19 protein-coding genes are annotated in these 19,636 nt (G+C 52.1%); 2 read left to right on the top strand and 17 right to left on the bottom strand.

The window, feature by feature from the left end; translation table 11 throughout:
* From LOK74_RS08800 to LOK74_RS08755, 10 genes are all read right to left on the bottom strand, one after another.
* A complete protein-coding gene (locus tag LOK74_RS08800; protein WP_230046266.1) occupies positions 1-510 on the bottom strand; it encodes a hypothetical protein in 510 nt (169 codons plus the stop codon).
* Between the two features lie 83 nt (positions 511-593).
* Positions 594-2,225 carry a phytoene desaturase family protein gene (locus LOK74_RS08795; protein WP_230046265.1) on the bottom strand — a complete coding sequence of 544 codons (1,632 nt, stop codon included), beginning with the start codon at positions 2,223-2,225 and terminating at the stop codon, positions 594-596.
* 44 nt (positions 2,226-2,269) lie between these two features.
* Positions 2,270-3,097 (bottom strand): SDR family NAD(P)-dependent oxidoreductase, encoded by an 828-nt coding sequence (locus LOK74_RS08790; protein WP_230046264.1) that lies wholly within the window; start codon positions 3,095-3,097, stop codon positions 2,270-2,272.
* Between the two features lie 22 nt (positions 3,098-3,119).
* Positions 3,120-4,343 (bottom strand): NAD(P)/FAD-dependent oxidoreductase, encoded by a 1,224-nt coding sequence (locus LOK74_RS08785; RefSeq protein WP_230046263.1) that lies wholly within the window; start codon positions 4,341-4,343, stop codon positions 3,120-3,122.
* A gap of 14 nt (positions 4,344-4,357) precedes the next feature.
* On the bottom strand, positions 4,358-4,801 hold the full coding sequence (gene fabZ, locus LOK74_RS08780) for a 3-hydroxyacyl-ACP dehydratase FabZ (protein ID WP_230046262.1): 444 nt from the start codon (positions 4,799-4,801) through the stop codon (positions 4,358-4,360).
* Positions 4,802-4,817: 16 nt separating this feature from the next.
* Complete coding sequence (locus tag LOK74_RS08775) at positions 4,818-6,062, bottom strand: beta-ketoacyl-[acyl-carrier-protein] synthase family protein (RefSeq protein WP_230046261.1); 1,245 nt, start codon at positions 6,060-6,062, stop codon at positions 4,818-4,820.
* 1 nt (position 6,063) lies between these two features.
* A complete protein-coding gene (locus tag LOK74_RS08770) occupies positions 6,064-7,278 on the bottom strand; it encodes a beta-ketoacyl-[acyl-carrier-protein] synthase family protein (RefSeq protein WP_230046260.1) in 1,215 nt (404 codons plus the stop codon).
* 27 nt (positions 7,279-7,305) lie between these two features.
* Positions 7,306-7,554 (bottom strand): acyl carrier protein, encoded by a 249-nt coding sequence (locus tag LOK74_RS08765; RefSeq protein WP_230046259.1) that lies wholly within the window; start codon positions 7,552-7,554, stop codon positions 7,306-7,308.
* 49 nt (positions 7,555-7,603) lie between these two features.
* Positions 7,604-8,344, bottom strand: a complete 741-nt coding sequence (gene fabG / locus LOK74_RS08760; protein WP_230046258.1) for a 3-oxoacyl-ACP reductase FabG — start codon at positions 8,342-8,344, stop codon at positions 7,604-7,606.
* A 348-nt stretch (positions 8,345-8,692) separates the two neighbouring features.
* On the bottom strand, positions 8,693-9,916 hold the full coding sequence (locus LOK74_RS08755; RefSeq protein ID WP_230046257.1) for an MFS transporter: 1,224 nt from the start codon (positions 9,914-9,916) through the stop codon (positions 8,693-8,695).
* A gap of 214 nt (positions 9,917-10,130) precedes the next feature.
* Here LOK74_RS08755 and LOK74_RS08750 point away from each other — a divergent pair, with 214 nt between their 5' ends.
* Together LOK74_RS08750 and pdxK are read left to right on the top strand one after the other, a co-directional pair.
* A complete protein-coding gene (locus LOK74_RS08750; protein ID WP_230046256.1) occupies positions 10,131-10,586 on the top strand; it encodes a winged helix-turn-helix transcriptional regulator in 456 nt (151 codons plus the stop codon).
* A gap of 106 nt (positions 10,587-10,692) precedes the next feature.
* Complete coding sequence (gene pdxK, locus LOK74_RS08745) at positions 10,693-11,514, top strand: pyridoxine/pyridoxal/pyridoxamine kinase (protein ID WP_230046255.1); 822 nt, start codon at positions 10,693-10,695, stop codon at positions 11,512-11,514.
* A gap of 89 nt (positions 11,515-11,603) precedes the next feature.
* Here the strand turns inward: pdxK and LOK74_RS08740 are convergent, their stop codons facing one another.
* From LOK74_RS08740 to LOK74_RS08710, 7 genes are all read right to left on the bottom strand, one after another.
* Positions 11,604-13,130, bottom strand: coding sequence for a tripartite tricarboxylate transporter permease (locus tag LOK74_RS08740; RefSeq protein ID WP_230046254.1), 1,527 nt, complete (start codon positions 13,128-13,130; stop codon positions 11,604-11,606).
* A gap of 18 nt (positions 13,131-13,148) precedes the next feature.
* Positions 13,149-13,604, bottom strand: coding sequence for a tripartite tricarboxylate transporter TctB family protein (locus LOK74_RS08735; protein WP_230046253.1), 456 nt, complete (start codon positions 13,602-13,604; stop codon positions 13,149-13,151).
* A gap of 44 nt (positions 13,605-13,648) precedes the next feature.
* The gene (locus LOK74_RS08730; RefSeq protein ID WP_230046252.1) at positions 13,649-14,701 is read right to left on the bottom strand and encodes a Bug family tripartite tricarboxylate transporter substrate binding protein; all 1,053 of its coding nucleotides are present in this window, start codon (positions 14,699-14,701) and stop codon (positions 13,649-13,651) included.
* Between the two features lie 143 nt (positions 14,702-14,844).
* A complete protein-coding gene (locus LOK74_RS08725; protein WP_230046251.1) occupies positions 14,845-15,540 on the bottom strand; it encodes a response regulator in 696 nt (231 codons plus the stop codon).
* Complete coding sequence (locus LOK74_RS08720) at positions 15,533-17,152, bottom strand: ATP-binding protein (protein ID WP_230046250.1); 1,620 nt, start codon at positions 17,150-17,152, stop codon at positions 15,533-15,535. The genes LOK74_RS08725 and LOK74_RS08720 overlap by 8 nt, the downstream gene beginning before the upstream one ends.
* 131 nt (positions 17,153-17,283) lie before the next feature.
* Entirely contained in the window at positions 17,284-18,453 is a 1,170-nt protein-coding gene (gene trpB / locus LOK74_RS08715; RefSeq protein ID WP_230046249.1) for a tryptophan synthase subunit beta, read from the bottom strand.
* Positions 18,454-18,543: 90 nt separating this feature from the next.
* Entirely contained in the window at positions 18,544-19,605 is a 1,062-nt protein-coding gene (locus tag LOK74_RS08710; RefSeq protein WP_230046248.1) for an alpha/beta fold hydrolase, read from the bottom strand.
* Positions 19,606-19,636 lie beyond the last annotated feature (31 nt).

Below are 19,636 nucleotides of genomic sequence, written 5' to 3'. Positions count from 1 at the left end.
TCACCTTTCCCCGCCGGCAAAATCGATACGAGCCCAGTACCGGCAGACCTCATCGCCTCTCACCACGCACTCTCTTTCTTCCTGTATGTAATTCTTGATGCCAAGCCCGGCAAACCACCCTTCCCGCAGTGCCAGTCCCGGGCATTCGTATTTGTCGAGAGTGCCTGCCTTGCGCAGCATCTCGATCGCAAAATTTCTGCGATTGACCACTTCGAAGCTGTCGGGGCCGAGTATATTTGCTTCGAGATGCACCCAGTGCTCGGGCCACATCTCGGACGCTCCTTCCATGTAGTGGTGAGCCAGGCTTTCGATGGTGGTAATCTCAGACAGATCGATGCCGTTTTCGCGCACATAGGTCTGCATGCCGCGCTTCGCCATGTATCGCAGTGCTTCCTTGTTCAGTTCATTGGCTGCCTCAAAGCCAAACTTCCTGGCGACATTCTGGTACCACGCCCCATCGTGGAACCACCAGTAGCGGTAGATTTTTTCTTCGCATGGTGCTGTATTCATCCTGTCCCCTCCTGGCATCTAGCGTCGTTCTCTCCTTGCCCTTCTTCTCTCCCTATGCTCCTAACCTTCTCTGTCTATGTTCTTTACACGGTCAATCGATCTGCTTCGCTTTGCTCATGAGTTGGTGTGTAACCGTGTATGACCAAATCGGCGGCAATTTTTCCGGCAATGGTGGCGGTCAGCAACCCTCCGGGATAGAGGGCCCAATGTCCGGCGCAGTACAGATTGCGGATTGGCGTAGTTACCCGCTGCTCGGTCAGTTTGACGAACGTCCGTTTGGGATTCCACGTCCACGCTCCCGTAGCGCCGTTCGCATTTAACGTGTACCGTTCGTGCGTCAGCGGTGTAGATGAAAACTGATGGACGATCTTGCTGCGCACCCCTGGGATGACCAATTCGAGATTATCAACCAACTGCTGCTCCACCTGTTTTTTGAGCGCACGGTACTTGGATGCCCGACGACCATCGGCGTTGATCTCCCAGCGGTTCATCCAGTCATAGAAGCTGAACGTCTGCAGGACAACGTTAGATTTTCCACCGGGGGCGAGCGATGGATCGTGCAAGCAGGGTGCAGAGATTTCCATCGGCAGGCTCCCGTGGAACGAGACATCAAACGGTTCAGCAAGTGGCTTGTGTGTGGGGAAAATCCAGCTATGATGGGCGCCTTTCAGGTACTCGTTCAACTCTTCCGGCGACATGTCCAGACCCAGGTAGACGGTGTAGAATGCTTCGCTGAGCGTTGTCTTGCGCATCTGGTCGATCCAGCCCCGCACTGCTTCGTGGCCTCCCAACAGCCGTTCCATCGTCATGCGCATGTCGGCATTGGAGAGGACATGTTCGGCACGGATTACTTTGCCGTTGGCTAACCGAACACCTACAGCGGCGTCATCGTCAACCAGAATCTCTTCGACATGAGTTTCCATCGCCAGGGTGCCGCCGCGTTCGACAAATGCGTCTGCCAGCATATCGACAAACTCCTGCTTGCCGCCCTCATTGTAGTAGTAGTCGTCACGCCACAAATGCCAGAAGATTCCGGTCGAGAGTGCACTTTGGTTGCGATAGCCAAAGTGGGTCAACACTCTCGCGACGCGGCTGTTTCCACCGAGGAATTCTCTCGCTTTCCGCCAGGAGTGAATCGAATCGTAATCCATCATTTCTTCGTAATACGGTTTCGTTTTCCAATAGGCGTGATAATCCGGCATAAAGGACGTGGAGTTAGTCGTGATGATGCTGCCCAGTCCTTCCTCGTTGACCAGTTTGGCTACTTCGGTCACACGGCGATAGTATTGGAAATAGTTGCGCAGACCGGCTTCACTCTCCGGGTACGCTTCCACAAATGCACGCTCTGCATCGTCGAGAGTGTGGTAGCTCAGATCAAGTCCTTCGCTGCTCATGAAGCGATGGTGGCATTGGTGAAACGTAACCCGATCATCCAGCTCCAAGACCTGCAGGGCAGGCAGAATCGCCCCCTTGATCTCGTTAGACTGTGTGCCATAGTCGAAGTAAAAACCTTTGTGCCAGCCGCCTTGCAGGTATCCCCCCACCACGTTATGCCGTTCGATGAGCAGCGTTTTGACACCGGCTTTGACCAGAAAATTGGCAGCGAACAAGCCTCCGATTCCTGCACCGATTACGATCGCATCGTATTTGTTTTCCAATACTGCTTCACCGCGGACCGTTCGTTCTTTGCCGACAACTCCAGATTGTTTCTCCATACAAGCCTCCTCTATTTCGCTCAGGTTATGGAAACGATACCTTTTTACGTAACCAGGCTTTTGCCCAGATTCGTCGACCCTTTGTAATAGGTAGGAAGCATTTTTTCGATGTTGGTAAAGCCAAGCAGGGTCATTCCCCCGTCAATCACGAAGTTTTGTCCGGTAATATAATCACTCATCGGAGTCAACAGGTATTTGACCAGGGAAGCCGTTTCCTGTGGATTGCCAAGCCTGCGCAGCGGAATGTGCTCTGCCCATACTTCGCGAATCTCGCGGGGAAACTTCATCCCTTCGGTGTCAATCATGCCTCCGGTAACCATGTTGACCGTAATATTGAAGCGGGCCAGTTCATAAGCCAACGACTTGGTAAAACCGACCAATCCGCTTTTTGAGGCACCGTATGCCACTTGATAGGGACCTGCGATCAGCGCGCCGCTTACGGCCCCCATGCAAATGATTCGTCCATACTTCTGCCGGATCATGTAATAGGCAACGGCGCGCGAATAATAGTAGACGCTGTTCAGGTTGATGTTCATCTGATCAGCCCAGTCTTCATCCTGCATCATCACAAATGAACGATCCAGTTTGTACCCGGCATTGTTCACCAGTCCATCAATCTTGCCAAAGCGGGCTAATGCCAAGTCAACTACCCGTTTGGCCCCTTCCGGATCACGTGCGTCCTGCTCCACTCCGTCCAACTGCTCTCTGTATTCGCTCAGTTCTTCTCGCAGACTCTCTACATGTTCCTGATCTTGATAGTAGGTATAGTAGACGTTGGCACCATCGGTAACCAATTGTTTTACCAGTTCTCTGCCAATCCCGCGGGCAGCACCGGTTATCAGGTATGTACGTCCGGAAAACATCTCGCTCATCTCGCTCATCCCCCTCTCTCCCTTACTGTTTGCTGGTAACCAGCTCAAAAAGCCGACCGGAAACACGTTCTCCTGGCGGAAGCATATTGGCGAACGAACGGGCTGCCCAATTGGCTGCCTCCTGATTGTGGCTCAGTGCCTCAACGAAGCGATTGTACGCCGCTGGCCTTTTCAGCATCCGGTGCATCTGCCTGGACTGCTCCAGACTTTCTGCCTTTTCCGCCATAAACGTCTGCTCGTAGAGGGCATGTTCCTGTTCCCAATTAGCGCCTCCCCCCAGCAGCCTGGCGACCGTTTGGGCTGCCAGTTCCCCGGAGCGAATCGCCATGCCAATCCCTTCGCCGGTAAGAGGATCAAAAAACCCGGTCGTATCTCCCACCATTAAAATACCGTTCCTGGTGATCTGTTTCGTCGTAAAAGCGAGCGGCCCAAACGCTACCACGTCAGAAGCTCTCCTGGCCGATGACAGCCATTCCCGCACCACCCACTCGTCACGCTGCACAAATGCATCGACCCATCCTGCCGGATCTGGCTTCACCGTGGAAAACACCTGTGGGTCGAGTATAAAACCGACGATCGAAACGCTGTCGGTCACCGGAAAAATGCAAAAGTAACCGGGACCAATCGTTTCATCCGTTCCAATCGTAAACAGCGGATACGGAGGCTTCACCCCCTCATACTGGCAAACTACCGCGTACCGTTCGTGATCCCTCATCATCTCAAAAAGGCCATTCTCTCTGGCGACTATCGATCCTCTACCGGCAGCGTCAATCACAAAATCGGCAGAAATCGATGCGCTATGTCCCTTGTGATTGCCACGCACACCAATCGCTCGTCCGCTGTGATCCGTAATCACTTCTTCTACGGCCCAGTCTTCCAACAGTGTTACCTGAGGTAGTTGTTTAATCCGATTGGACAAAGCCGCATCCAACCGATAACGGGGGATGGTGTGGCCGAAGTTGACAAACGGATAGTGCGGTTCATAATACCCGCGGTATGAGGTTCCCTCATAGCTGTATCCCTGCATGCCTTCAATCGGGATCATCCCGTCTGACATCAGTTCTTTCATCACACCCATCTTCATCAGATAGGTCATCGCATACGGATTGACCGTCGAGGTGCAGATCTTGTCTCTGGGGAACCGAGTCTTATCGACGACAACGACTTGGAGTCCCTGCATGGCCAGGAAAAAGGCTGATGCAGAGCCGGCCACCCCGCCACCCATTACCACAACATCTGTTTTCACCGCTTCTCTCCCCCTCATGGTTGAACGGCGAACGTGAGATCAGCCTTTGCCACGATCTCACCGTCAACCTGGGCAGTCGCTTCCACGACCCCACCCGTACTTACCATTTTTATCACCGTGCACTCATAACGGATCTGATCACCAGGCACAACCGGCCGCAGAAAGCGGGCTTTTACGCCGGCGATCATGAACGCAGAACGATCGCTGTCCGACTTGCTTTCGTCCAATCGGAACAGCAAGATCGCCGATTGTGCCATGCCCTCAATCAACAACACGCCAGGATAGATCGCGCGTTCGGGAAAATGCCCAGGGAACATCCACTCGTTCCCTGTCACATTTTTCCGACATACAATACGGCTGTCGGCTTCCCACTCCTCGATCACGTCCACCAGGACAAACGGATAGCTTTGAGGCAGTAGACGACGAACCTCATCAAAGCCTAACCGAACCGTCATCATCTCCATTGCCCCCTCTCTATTCCCGAGATCCGGCCAGAACGACCGCACTTGCCGATCCAAACAGATCTTGACTGGTCAACAGTACCGTCCCTCGTTGACTGCCGGATCGAAGTTCACCTCCGGGCAGTTCCTGCATGTTAGAAGCGGCAGCGACTTCGTCCGCAGCAATCCGGTAGGCAGCGGGAATCGTCCCCTCGTTGATCGCACAGACTGCCGCAATCGACTGAAACGTGCCGCTGGCACCGTAACATTCTCCCAGCGTCTCTTTGGCCGGCAGTACGGGAACGTCTGGATGGTCGGCAAAAAGTGTGCGGAGAGCTAAGCTTTCCGCCCGATCCTGTTCTACCAATCCATTGGCACCTGAGAGGACCAAATCGACCTGATTCGGGTTTATTCGTGCTGTGACCAGTGCATCTCGAATTGCTCTCTCCAGTCCTGCGGAGCGCTTCTCAGGTGACGAGGAAATCGCGAAGGAACTTGACCAGGAGAGTAGTTCTGCCAAGATCTTGGCACCCCGTTTTTGGGCGTCCTCTTTACGCTCCAAGATCAGCACCGCTGCCCCTTCGCCTGGAAGCCACCCCGTACTGTCCAATCGATACGGCTTGCCTGCATCCTCTGGACGATCCTTGGGCAGTACGCCTGCATTCCGGTACACCCACATCACCCGCGGATTTAATTCTTCCACCCCTCCCACGATCACGTAACGCGCCCGCTTTTCCCTCAGCATCTTGGAAGCGTAGCCTAAGGCGTCAAAACCGGCGCACTGACCGGAAGCAATGGTGGTGTTAAAAGCTCTTGCCTGAACTCGTATTGCCAGATGAGAAGCGGGCGCATTGGCCAGCGTATTGGGAGCTTCCATCGGGCTGACGTATTGGGGGCCCTCGGTCACGGCAGTCAAATCGTACTCCGTAATACTTTGCAAACCAGCCAAGTTGCTGCCGACCACAATCCCTACTTCATCAGGATCAGGCGACTTGGGCGACAATTTGGCATCCTGCAGGGCAAGCAAGGAAGCGGCATGCAAGTACTTCGTACTCGGTCGCAAAAACTGCAAACCGCGCTTGCCGAGCAGTTCGGCAGGATTCCACTCTCCTACTTGAAGCCCATACAGCACATCCGATTCTGGCGCCTCCTGATCGTGGATCAAGGTTTTTCGCGGTACGCGCTTGCCGATAGCAGACCAGAGAGACTCTACACCCAAGCCGTATGCCGACACTGCTCCGATTCCGGTAATCGCAATGGATTCTGCTTGATTAGACATGTTACGACACTCTCCCCATAATGATCGTGGAGATATTGCCACCAAATGCAAAGGCATTGCTTAACACGACATCGATCGGGTAGGAAATCGCTTTATTGGGTACGATATGCTGCAGACATTCCGGGTCTGGTTCTTGGAAGTTAGCCGTTGGAGGAATGGTAGAGTGGTAGATGGTAAGAGCGCAAGTAACAGCTTCAATGGCACTAGCAGCACCCATTGTATGTCCCAGCATCGATTTAATCGAACTTGTTGGAATCTCATCAGCTGTTGTTCCAAATACCTTGCGGACTGCGTGTGATTCAGAGGAGTCGTTTGCGCGGGTACCTGTACCGTGTGCACTGATGTACGATACAGATGTCTCATTCAATTGAGCGTCGGCCAGGGCTTTTCGCATCGCCCCTTCTGCTCCGATCCCTTCCGGGTGAGGGGCGGTAGGATGATAAGCATCGCAGGCCAAGCCGTATCCGAGTAACTCTGCGTAAATATGGGCGCCGCGAGAGACTGCTTTCTCGTAATCTTCCAGGACGAGCACGCCTGCTCCCTCGCTCACCATCATGCCCTTGCGGTTTAAATCAAAGGGCTGACAGACTTGCGGGGCGATCGCGCCCAATCTGTGGAAGACGGCAAAGCAACCGCGTGACATGGCGTCGGCGCCACCGACAATCGCCACGTCCACGACCCCGTCGCGGATTAGATCCGCACCCCAACTGATCGCGTAATTGCCAGCCGCGCAAGCAGTGGGAATGACTTGGCACGGTCCTTCTACCGCTAACTCTTGTGCAACGGCTGCGGTAATAAAGGATTCAGGGTAATGGGAGATATGCGCAGAGTCTAACGAATCCTTCCTCTGGATTTGCCGATCGTTCTCGTCTTCCACAATCGATTGATTGCCCATCGTCGTTCCCATGCAGATGCCGATTCGCTGCCGGTCGTATCCACCATCCAGCACTCCTGAATCTTCGGCAGCCAGACGGGATGCTGCAACTGCCAACTGGGTGGTGCGTCCGCAAAGAGTAGGATCGAGGACTTGGAAGTAGGGAACGGGGTCGAAGTCGTCCACTTCTCCCCCATTATGTACGTCAAACATGCTTGAATCGAATGAGCGAATCGGCTTCGTGCCCACTGTTCCTGCAACGAGTCGCTGCCAGAACACTTGATGGCCGATACCTATCGGAGAAAGCACTCCAAGCCCAGTAACCGCGATTCGCCGGACCATTTTCTCTCCCTCCTTATCTTCTTTTGCTCAGCCACTGATCGGCTGCATGACTTGTGTCACGATGCGAGTCACATCGTTAAGCGACTTCACTTCCGGCAGGTACTCCTCCGGAATTCGGATTCGATACGTTTTTTCAATACGGGCCACGATTTCGAGCGCCATCATCGAATCAACACCCAGGTCTGTGACGAAGTTTTCATCATCTCCAAAGTCATCCACCTCGATAATCTCGGCAACAATCGACTTCAATTGACTGCGCAGTTCCTGTTCATTCATCGTGAAATCCTCCTCACAAAATATTTTCATTAAGGCGGATTGCTCGCACCTACGAGCTGAGTCCACCATCAATGACCAGCACACTACCTGTGATATAGGCTGCCTCCTCCGAGAGTAGAAAGCGGATCGCGGCAGCTACTTCTTCCGCTTTTCCCAGTCGTTTTTGCGGGATGCTATTCATGATTCCTTCCCGTTTTGACTCGGGTATCGATTCCCAGATGTCTGTTTCAATAAAACCCGGTGCAACGGCGTTCACGGTCACTCCGTATGCGGCAACCTCCTTGGAAAGCGATTTGACGAAGCCGATCTGGCCCGCCTTGGTAGCCGCGTAATTGGTCTGTCCAGGCACGCCTACCAGACCACTCACGGAACTGACACAGACAATCCGTCCAGAACGCTGACGAACCATGTCATAAATTGCGGCACGAGCGTAGTTGAATGTCCCTTTGAGGTTGGTTGTCATAACCTCGTCCCAACTCTCTTCCGGCATCATCACCAGCGGTCGGTCTCGGGTAATCCCAGCATTCAGAACCACCCCATCCAGCCCGCCAAGCATCTGGCGCACGTGTTCCACTGTTTCTTTTGTTTTTTCAAACTGTTCTGCTTCTGCTTGCAGCGCCAAAACTCGTGCTGACGCCTCTTCCGCTTCCTGACAGACAGCTTCGGCTGCTGCCGTATTACTGTGATACGTAAAGGCGACGTCAGCTCCCGCTTTGGCGAGGGCCAACACTGTTGCACGACCGATGCCGCGTGATCCGCCTGTAACCAGGATTTTCTTGCCGCTTACCAATCAATGATCACCTCGCAGGCCAAGGTATGACTTGGCAGGTCTTCAAGCTCCATACTGAGCGCTGGTTCATCACCTCCCATCAAGAAGCGGCATCCAAATTAGGATCTACAGACCACAAGATGAATTGTATTCCACTGATGTTAATGGAATGCAAGCTAAGTATTATTTTTTGGTAAATATGTTAGTATATTACTACGGACGTGCCTTTTAGGCAACAAATCAAAAAATTTTTTTTAATTTTTTCACTATTTAAACGTGTAGGACATCTGAAAGAAAAAAGGAGGGAGAGGGAAACGAGAACCGTTTCCCGATAAGGTGATGTGTGAGGTTCCTCCTGCAAATGGAGGATTATTTGGCCGTTGTAGTTTCTGGTGCTGCCGGCTCACTGCCCTCTTTCACCAGATACATCGTCAGCGGCATCACCAGAATGGCAGAGATGGCGCACATAATCCCTACGGCCAGATAGGAGAGACCGGATTGCAGCATGGCGGCGGCAACTGCAGTTGACGCCATCATTCCCAAGTATAGTGCCGAACTGTTCAAAGACATGATGGTTCCGCGCACACTTGGATTCAATTCGGAGATCAGCGCAGTCAAAGTAGCCTGCCCGATGCCGACAAAACCTGCCCAGAATAGTTGGGAAATGAACGCACCCCAGAACGATTGTGTCATCGTGGAGAAGACTAGGACTCCAATCGCTGACATGACAGAAGCGATTCCGATCATCGTCTTCCGCCCGACCTTGTCTGACATCCGTCCACCGATCACACTGCCGATCACGCTTACTGCAGCGGCAAACATGGCAACAATCCCGATTTCATTAACTTCCAGCCCAAAGTTCTCTTCATAATACACCCCTACATAAGCAAACATCCCTTGCAAACCGGCAGTCCACAAGAACGTGCACAAGAGAGCAAACAAGACCGAGGGAATAGTGAAGGCTGTCTTAAACTGCAGCATGTACGCTTTGACTGGTCCCACCGGAATCTGCCGTCTTGCCGGTGTCTTGGCAATCCCCACCAAAACGATCAGGAATGCCAGCAGTCCCAGAGCTGCTATCGCCCAAAAGGAGATCTGCCACGACCCCACTTTGGCCATGAAGGTACCGGCTGGTATCCCCAATACCTGTGAGCCAATAATCGCTCCGGTGATCAGGCCCATTGCTTTGCCTCTCTTTTCGTTGGAAAAGGTATCGCCAATCAGGGCGTAAATACTAGGCATGCACATAGCTCCGCCGAGTCCGGCAATCCCCCGGTAGATTAATGACGTAGTCAGATCAGTTGCAACCGCAGTTAGAGCAGTTCCAATCGAAAACACGAACATCCCGAGCAGGATCATCTGCTTGCGGCCCCAGCGATCGGAAATCGGTCCGAACAGCGGAGCAGCCAACCCGAACAACAGCCCGTACGCGGTCACCAGCAATCCCCCCAGCTCCGGCTGAAATGCCAAGTCGTCAGAGATCACCGGAACCAGCGGACCGACAATGAGCGAGTCTAATCCCACAAGAAAGGCGCATAGAATAAAAATCCGCAACATTCTTGTGGCTGTTTTAGCCTGTTCAGCTTCCGTCATATGGTTTCCTCCTTTTTCACTCATAGGATTATCTGGATAATTTCTCCACACCCATAATCATAAGTTATAAGGTATATTTTTTCAACTTACTTTTTCTTTTTTACCTGGTTGAGATTCTTGTGAAGTTTGATTATGCTTAGGAGAGATTTATGCCAAGGATTCCCACGGCTTGGCAGAAGCCAACCGATTTGGCCTGCAGTTAAGGAGGAAAATGATGAGCAAAACCTATAATTTGCCGTGCAATATTGCCTGCACGTTGGATTTGATCGGTGACCGTTGGACGCTGTTAATCATACGTGAATTATTATTCGGAAAGACAAAATTTAATGAATTAAAACAATCACTGCCGGGGATTGCTCCCAATCTTCTCTCTGACCGGCTGCAAATGCTGGAACGTGAGGGGCTTGTAGCATCGATCCTCTATCACTCACACCCGCCGCGCTACAGGTACGAGCTAACCCAGATCGGCAAAGATTTGCAGCACGTACTGCATGCGCTGGCAATCTGGGGCAATCGATATCTGGAGCCCAAACACTATGAGTTGGTTCATTCCACGTGCCAGCATAAAGTGACCATCTCCTGTTACTGCCCGCACTGTGACGCGATGACGGATGATGTGACATATGTCCCTGTGACGGATCAAACCGAATCAAAAAGGGGCACCGGTTAAGACGCCAGGTACCTAACTGAACTTTCTCCTGCAAAATCTATTGACACTCTTACCGTTTTGCTCTTCAATAGGGTTATTACCTCGTTGATTGTAAGGAGAATGTGATATGGAGATTTACAAAGCTCTCACCATTGCCGGATCAGACAGCAGTGGCGGTGCAGGCATTCAAGCTGACCTGAAGACATTTCAGGAATTAGGCGTGTACGGGATGACCGCGCTCACGACGATTGTAGCAATGGACCCGCACAACGACTGGTTTCACAATGTTTTTCCGGTTCAGGTAGAGACCGTGGAAGCACAGTTGGAGACGATCATCACCGGAGTTGGTGTTCAGGCTTTGAAGACGGGGATGCTCGGCTCGACTGATATTATCGAACTGGCAGCCAAAACCATAGATCGTCACAAGCTGCAGAACATTGTCGTTGACCCCGTCATGATCTGCAAAGGCGTCGATCAGGTCCTGCATCCAGAAACGGCCGTCAGTTTACGTGAGACACTGGTCCCGCGGGCAACAGTGGTAACACCAAACTTGTTCGAAGCTTCACAGCTGAGCCAACTGCCACCGCTTACAACGGTTGAGGATATGAAAGAGGCCGCTCGCAGGATTCACGCGCTTGGCGCCAAGTTCGTACTGGTCAAAGGCGGTGGTAAGCTGCAGCATGAGAAAGCAATCGATGTGCTCTACGACGGCAGCGTGTTTGAACTGTTGGAGGGCGACCGGATTGAGACCACTTATACACATGGTGCTGGCTGTACCTATTCAGCGGCGATAACGGCTGAATTGGCAAAAGGAGCCTCCGTAAAAGAAGCGATTTTTACCGCGAAACGTTTCATTACGGAAGCGATTCGTCATTCTTTCCGTCTGAATCAGTACATCGGCCCTACGAATCATTTCGCTTATCGCAAATATCTGGTTGAAAACCGCTAGATGAATACGAAACAGCACACGGTTCACACCAATTGATCGCAACAGAAAAGAGAAGCTGCCCAGTTCCCAAATAACTGGACAGCTTCTCTTTATGCTTCCTCTGCAATGATCAATTTTTTTCCTCGCCGTTTCAACAGCAGCGGCACGCCAATCCACAAGGCCGCCAAAATCAGGAACACCAGCGATAACGGTTCCGTGAGAAAGACAGTAAAGTCTCCGTTGGAAGTGGTCAAAGCTCTGCGCATGTTGTTCTCAATCATCGGTCCCAATACGAGCCCAAGCACCAGCGGCGCCAAAGGGTAATCATGCTTCGACAAGTAATAGCCGACAACTCCGCAGACAACCAGCAGGATCAGATCAAATGTGTTCACCTGCACGGCATAAACTCCAAAAACGGAGATGGCGATGATGATCGGCAGCAGGTACCGGGATGGTGTCTCGATGATCTTGGCAAACACCTTTACCAGTGGCATGTTGAGGATCAGCAGCATTAGATTACCGACAAACATGCTGGCTATCAATCCCCAAGCCACCTTTGGATGATCGGAAAACAACAATGGCCCGGGTTGGACGTTGTACATCAGCAGCGCCCCCATCAGAATCGCTGTCGTGCCAGAACCTGGGATGCCCAGCGTCAATAAGGGGATCATCGCTCCTCCTGAGGCGGCGTTGTTGGCTGATTCCGGAGCCGCCACGCCGGCAATCTCGCCGGTTCCGAAACGTTCCGGATGCTTGCTTAACTTTTTCTCCGTGATGTAGGAGAAAAAAGACGATAGCGTAGCGCCTGCTCCGGGCAAAAGACCGATGAAAAATCCCAACAGGGAACCTCTCATGATCGGAGCCGCACTCTGCTTCAGCTCTCTCCTTGAAGGAACGATCCTGCCCACTTTGGCAATCGATCCACTCTGCTGCTCCTTCTCATGGATCGTGCGAAACACTTCACCCAACGCGAACAAACCAACAGCTATGGTCAAGAACTCAAATCCTTGATAGAGGACGGGTATGTCGTAGGTGAACCGGGCGACACCCGATACACTGTCTATCCCGACCGTCCCCAACGATAAACCAAATACGGTCATTAGCAACGCCTTTGTCATCGATCTGCCGCCAAGCCCGCTCACTGCACAGAGCCCCAGGATCATCAAGGAGAAATACTCCGCCGGACCAAACTGCAATGCCATCTCCGATAGAGGATTGGCCAAAAAGACCAGCCCGAGAAGGGCAACAATCCCAGCCACAAAGGAGCCGATTGCTGCGATTGAAAGCGCTGCGCCTGCTCTCCCCTGCTTGGCCATCTGATAGCCATCCAATGTGGTTACGACGGAAGACGATTCACCAGGTGTGTTGAGGAGAATCGAAGTTGTCGATCCACCATACATCGCCCCATAGTAAACGCCGGCCAACAGGATCAGCGCACTGGCAGCCGCGTCTTCCGGCGGCAAACCGCTGGTGATAGAGGCCGATACCGGGATCAGCAGGGCAACTCCACTCATCGGTCCGATCCCTGGCAAAACTCCGACAGACGTGCCGATCAACACCCCGACAAAGGCAAACAATAGATTGTGCCACTGCAGAGCGGTCGCAAATCCGTCCAGCAAAAAGGACCAAGCTGACATCGTTTTCCCTCCTTTCCGTTAGCTCATCCATAACGGCCATCCGGGCAAGGTACCCTTCAACCCTTCTACGTACGCATAGTAGACAACGAGCGAGAAGCAGCAAGCGATCAATGCCGATTTCCACCATTTGTCTTTGTTCATCAAAAGGAATCCGATAAATAGGAACAAGAACGTACTGATGATATATCCCAATTGCTCCAGCGTAAGCGCGTACAAGATGGTGATGACTACAAATGACAGCAGCCGTTTGTGATGTACCGGTGCGGAAGGACGATCCTCTTCCCGCCGTCTGGCCGTCTCCATCCACAGCCGAAAGCTGATGAGGATCAGCAAGATTCCCAATCCCATTGGAAAGAGGTTGGGGCCTACTTCGCTGCCATACGCACTTGCCGAAATATTTCGGCTCTCGACAATAAAAAACGTACCAATCAGGACAAAAACAATACTAACGTACCGATCAAACCGCTTGTTCATCAAAATCCTCCTCATAAAACGGGAGAGGGGATGGGTCCCCCTCTCTATTTGGCCATACCCAATGATGTGAGAAGTTCTTTGATCTGTTTATCCTGTTCTGCTAGAAACGTTTTAAACTGAGCTGAATCTTTATATTCGCTCTCCCAGTTGTTCCGCTTCAATTCAGCCTGCCAGGCTTCGCTCTCAGAGAGTTCTTTTAACGCTTTGTCCCAAAACGCGATGGCATCCGCCGACATCTCCGGTGGACCGAAGACCCCGCGCCAGATCGTAAACGAAGCATCGATTCCTTGTTCCTGGAACGTTGGGATGTCTGCCAGGTCTCCGCCAAGTCGTTCGGTCGAGCTGACACCGAGGACACGAATACGGCCCGCCTTGAGATACTCTCCTACATTGGAAGCGTCGGTGGCAATGGCATCAGCATTATTGCCCAGCAAAGCTGCCATCGCTTCGCCTCCACCGTCGTAAGAGACGTATTTCACCGCTTTCGGGTCGATTCCGTACTCTGCTGCAGGCAGTACGGCTATCAGATGATCCATCGAGCCAGGTGCCGATCCGCCTGCTATCGTCAGTTTAGTGGTATCGGCTTTCAAAGCTTCAAGCAGACTTTTTAGATCCTGATAAGGCGAGTCTGCCGGCACTACGATCGCACCAAAGTCTCTGGTCAACTGGGCAAGCGGTGTCACATCCTCGTATCCAAAGGGACTGTTACCCTCCTTTTTGCTGTGATTAATCAGCAAGGGCGGCGAATTTACAAATAAACGATAATCATTTCCCTGATCCTTGGTTACGTACTCGGCAAGGAATACAGCCCCACCGCCACCTGGCTTGTTCTCAACCGTGATCGGCTGCGTGACCTGTTTGTTCTCAACCAAAATTTTTGCCATGGAGCGAGCTGTCTTATCCCAACCACCGCCGGCGCCGGATGGTGCGACGACGACCAGCGGCTTCTCCGGATAGGCAGAAGCTGCTGAGGGTGTCTCTGGTTTGGAGCTGGTCTGCGTTTCTCCGGCAGTCGATTCTGTCCCGCCTCCACAGGCTGAGAGCCCGAAAAGCAAAACCAGAGACAATAAACTGTAGGTCCATTGTTTTTTTCTCATTCAAATCCCCCTTTTCTCCTCTGTCGTGGAACCGCTTCCACGATTACATCTACAGTACCATCCATGCAGAGAGGGGGATAGTTTTTGAACGTAAACGCTTTAATGGACATTACGATTATTTTGTCCATTTTGTTCACGACTGCTTAGTCGCTTTTCCAGATATATCGTCTTTCTGGTCTGCCTACCGTCCCATAGACCAGATCCGTATACACTTGTCCTGCTTCCGTCAGGAACTCCAGGTAGCGCCGTGCCGTTGTCCGACTGGCCCCAATCACTTTTGCCACATCTTCTGCGGTTACGCCCGTCCCACTGGTTGCTGCCACCGCTTCCTTCACCTTTTCCAAGGTGACACTGTCAATTCCCTTGGGCAATTGAGGAGTGATGGACCTTCCTGCCTCCCGTCCTCTCGCCCATAAACGATCAATCTCCTCCTGCTCTAGCGTGTCTGACTGATGAAGACGGATAAACTGCTTGCGGTACGCTTCCATCCGCTCCCGAAAACGTTCGAAAACGATCGGCTTGATCATGTAGTCGAAGACACCCCCGCGCAATGCCGTACGCAGGGTCTCTACCTCTTTGGCAGCGGTGATCATCATGATGTCCAACTCAGGATAGTGGATACGTACGTATCGCACCAGTTCTACTCCCAGCATATCTGGCAAATACACATCGAGCAGGAGCAGATCCGGTTCGAGAATCTCAATCTGCTCCTTTGCCTCTGCCCCGTCGCAGGCCAGACCGACGATTTCAAATCCTTCGATTTTTTCTATAAAGCGTCGATTGATCTCAGCAATTCGCAAATCATCCTCCACAATGAGTACCCGTATTTGCTTATTCATCGACTACCTCCCTTACTTTCGGCAAAGAGATCGTAAACAAAGTACCACCTAATTCACTCCGATTGACAAGGATATACCCCCTGGCATCATCGACGATTTGTTTTACCTTAGTCAAACCGATCCCGCGGTGTTCTCCTTCTTTTGTGGAGTACCCGTACTCAAAAATCTTCTCCACCTTCTCTTCAGGAATTCCTTTTCCTGAATCCTCAACTTCCAGCAGGATGTCATCTCCTCTGTCAGAAAGATAACAGAGAACTTCTCTGTTGGCCGGATCTTGATCCAGTACGGAGTCAAAGCTGTTTTGAATCAGGTTGCCAAGCAGGATAATCATCAGTTGATGCGGCAGATGCTCAGGAAGCCGCTGCAGACTGCTGTCACGATCAATCGTAAACCGAACCTTCAGTTCCTTGGCCCGGTTGTGCATACCTACGAAGAATGCGCTTACATACGGATCGTGAAGCGCTTTCACAAGAAAGGTGATCAATTCTTGCTGAGTAGAACTCTCCTGGGTGATCAGTTCAATTGCCTCTCGTGTCGCTCCGAGTTGCAATAGTCCCGAGATCGTATACAACAGATTGTGAAACTCGTGCGTCTGGGAACGCAGCGCTTCCGCATACTGCCTCACCTGAGACAACTCTTTGGCCAACAGGTCCATCTCGGATTTTAAACGAAAGCTGCTGACAACCCCGATCACCTGCTCATTTACCTTTACCGGAATCCGATTGACGATAATTTCTTTTCCCGCTACGACAATCTCGCGATCAAGCTGCTGTTCGCCCGTCTTCAGCACTTCCGGCATCTTGGTCGCCGGAAACACTTCCTCAATCGAGAGCTTTTCCTGAATTGTAACCTGCGGAAGGTTCAGGATGGCGCTCGCCGCTTTATTCATCATCGTGACCTGTCCTTCCCGGTTGATGGAGATAATGCCCTCTCTGACCGACTCCAGTACAGCGTTGCGCTCGACAAACAGGGCGGCGATTTCTGCCGGTTCCAATCCGAATATCGCTTGTTTGAAGCGTCGACTCAAGAAGATGGCTCCGAAAATCCCGACAATAACTGCCAAGAAGGCGATCACGAGGACCTGCTTCAGGTACCCGGCAATGGCCAGATCGATATCTTTCAGCAAAAAGCCAACGGAAACAATCCCGATCACTTCCCCTCGATCGTTCCGGACAGGTGTTTTACCGCGTAGGGAAGGACCAAGTGTGCCAACCGCCTTGGAGAGATACGTACGGCCGTATACAAGCGCCTGCTCATTGTCTCCGCCAACCATTTGTTTACCTAGTCGGTCTGGATAGGGGTGGGCATAACGTATCCCGTCGCGATTGCCGACAACAATAAACTCCGCTTCCGTATTCCTCCGTATTCGTTCAGCGATCGGTTGAATCACCTTGGATGGGTCCGGCAATTGAAATGCCTCTCGAACCTCCGGCATCGTAGCCACTGTTCGAGCGACCAACAGTGCCCGCTTGCCGATTTGTTCCTCAATTGTAGAAGAGATGATCGAAGAAAAGGCCAATCCTACTAACGCGATGAGCAGCACCAGTAAAAAGCCAATCAAGAGGATCATTTGAGTCTGCAAGGATAATCGCTTTTTGGCACCCGTTGTCATGTTGATTCCTCACCTTTTCCTATGCGATGTCGTGTTGCAACCGAGCAACCCTGCCTCTAAAACAGACGTCCCGTACCACTTGTGCAGTGATACGGGACATTGCGTGCGGTTATGGCATCTGGACTGCGTCTCTAGTTTTCCTTTCGCAGCATCTGAAACACTTGTTCCACATCTTTGTCCCCTCTGCCGGAGAGATTGACAATGATGATCTGGTCCCTATCCATAGTTGGTGCCAGTTTCAATGCGTACGCAACAGCGTGTGAACTCTCTAGAGCGGGTATGATCCCTTCCGTCTTGGACAGGATTTGGAACGCTTCCAGTACCTCTTCGTTGGTTACGGCGTGATATTCGGCTCTGCCTGATTCTTTTAAGTAGCTGTGTTCCGGACCGATCCCGGGGTAGTCCAGGCCAGCCGCAATCGAGTACGTTGGCTGCGGATCACCGTTCTCATCAAGCAGAACAAGACACTTGAAGCCATGGATAACAGCGGGAACCCCCTTGGTCAGGGTGGCGGCCTGTTCCGGTTCAACTCCGATCAGGCGAACCTCTTTGTCCTGGAGATAGTGGGCAAAAGCGCCGATCGCATTGCTTCCACCACCCGCGCAGGCGATCACGGCATCAGGAAGACGCCCTTCCTTCTCCAAGATCTGGCTTTTCGATTCTTCGCTGATAATCGATTGAAAGTGCTTAACCATCGTGGGAAATGGGTGGGGTCCAACGGCCGATCCCAACAGGTAAAAAGTGTCCCGGTAATTCGCCACGAGGTCGTCGAGTGCTTCATCAACGGCATCCTTCAGGCGTCCCTGCCCTTTTGAGACGGGAATCACCTTGGCTCCGAGCAATTCCATCCGAAATACGTTCAGCGCCTGGCGTCTCGTATCCTCTGCCCCCATGTAGATCGTACAGTCCATATCAAACATGGCACAGGCGGTAGCGGTCGCCACTCCGTGTTGACCGGCTCCCGTTTCGGCTATGACCCGCTTGGCTCCCATTCGTTTGGCCAGCAAAATCTGCCCGATCACGTTGTTGATCTTATGAGCTCCGGTGTGATTTAGATCTTCCCGCTTCAAGTATATCTTGGCACCGTTTAGTTTTTCCGTCAGGTGGCGGGCATAGGTGAGCGGATTCTCCCGACCCACGTATTCACGCAAATAGTAGCGGTACTCTTCGTTGAACGTTGGATCATCCTTATACGTTTCGAACTGCTCTGCTAGATAATCCAACACCTCTTGCAGTTGTGGCGGTACAAAACTTCCACCAAACTGGCCAAAATACCCTTTGGCAAACTCTACTCTGCTCATTCTCTTCTTCCTCCTCTGCTCATCTCTTCGTATCGGTTGGAGATACAGAACAATATATACCTTATACTGTGAAAAAGCGAAATTGTCAAGCTATTTCGTCGATTGGACGGACAAAAAGCGTCTCAGTTCAGTAAGAAAGCGTTCTGGCTTTTCTACATGTGGCGCATGTCCTGCCTCCTCAATTACAATCTCGTTGTAGACTCCCCCCGCCTCCTGGTATTGCTGAAGCAGGCGGCGCATTTGCGAGACCATCGGCTGCGGCGGATAGACGTCTTCCCCAGGCCAGCCTGGCACCAACCCCAATTTGCCTAATGTACCGAAGTCAAATAGCGACTGATCGGACACGATGGCGTCTTCAGCACCACGAATCCAGAGTATTGGACATTTCGGTTCTGCTTCTACAATAGCTGTCAGGCTGACGTACTTCGGAGACATCGCATTATTGATGCCATCACTGCCAGGGATCACACCCGGCCACTGTTGGCACGTCTCAAAAGAACCTGGGTAATACCCTATTCCAGTTCGCGTTGAGAGCATTGCTTCGACGAACAGCTCCTCGATTTCCCGCTCCGCTCGAAACGGCGGGCGGAAGTAAAATCGGTTCATCACATTGCGTGGACTGTTCTCATCCGCTTCCCCGCGATCCTGTACCGCAATGCACTGGACAAACTGGGGATTGGCCGTACCGCCGCCGGACCCTGCGTAGTTAGGGTAACAGGGAGTACCCTCGACATCCTTGGTACCTCCGAAGCCAAAAGGAGACATAGGGGCAACCAGCGTCAGAGATGAAACATCCTGTGGATGGTCGATCATATACTGCATCGCCACACCCGCTCCCATTGACCAACCGACTACGTTGATGGGCTGTTCGATCCTCATCGCCGTACAGAGCGCCCACAGATCATCCGACCAGTCTCTCAGACCGCGTGAGGCGTCAATCGGCCGCGCTTCCGTCTGTCCATATCCCCGCAAATCAGGAGCGATCAGATAATAGTTGTCCGCCATAGCTCGGATCGTCTCCCGCCAAAACAAGTTGGATGAGACATTTCCGTGGAGCAGGATCAGCGGCGGGTTAGATGGACTGCCGATCGCCAGCACGGAGATGCGGAGACGATCAGTTTGAATCATGATTGGTTCCAGTAATTCTTTCATAAGCCTACTCCTCCCTTATAGAATCTGTTTA

Source organism: Brevibacillus humidisoli (genome assembly GCF_020923435.1).
In the GTDB taxonomy this organism is placed as follows: Bacteria; Bacillota; Bacilli; order Brevibacillales; family Brevibacillaceae; genus Brevibacillus_E; species Brevibacillus_E humidisoli.
Note: the sequence above shows the minus strand (reverse complement) of the source record. Positions and strands in the feature narration are given on the sequence as shown.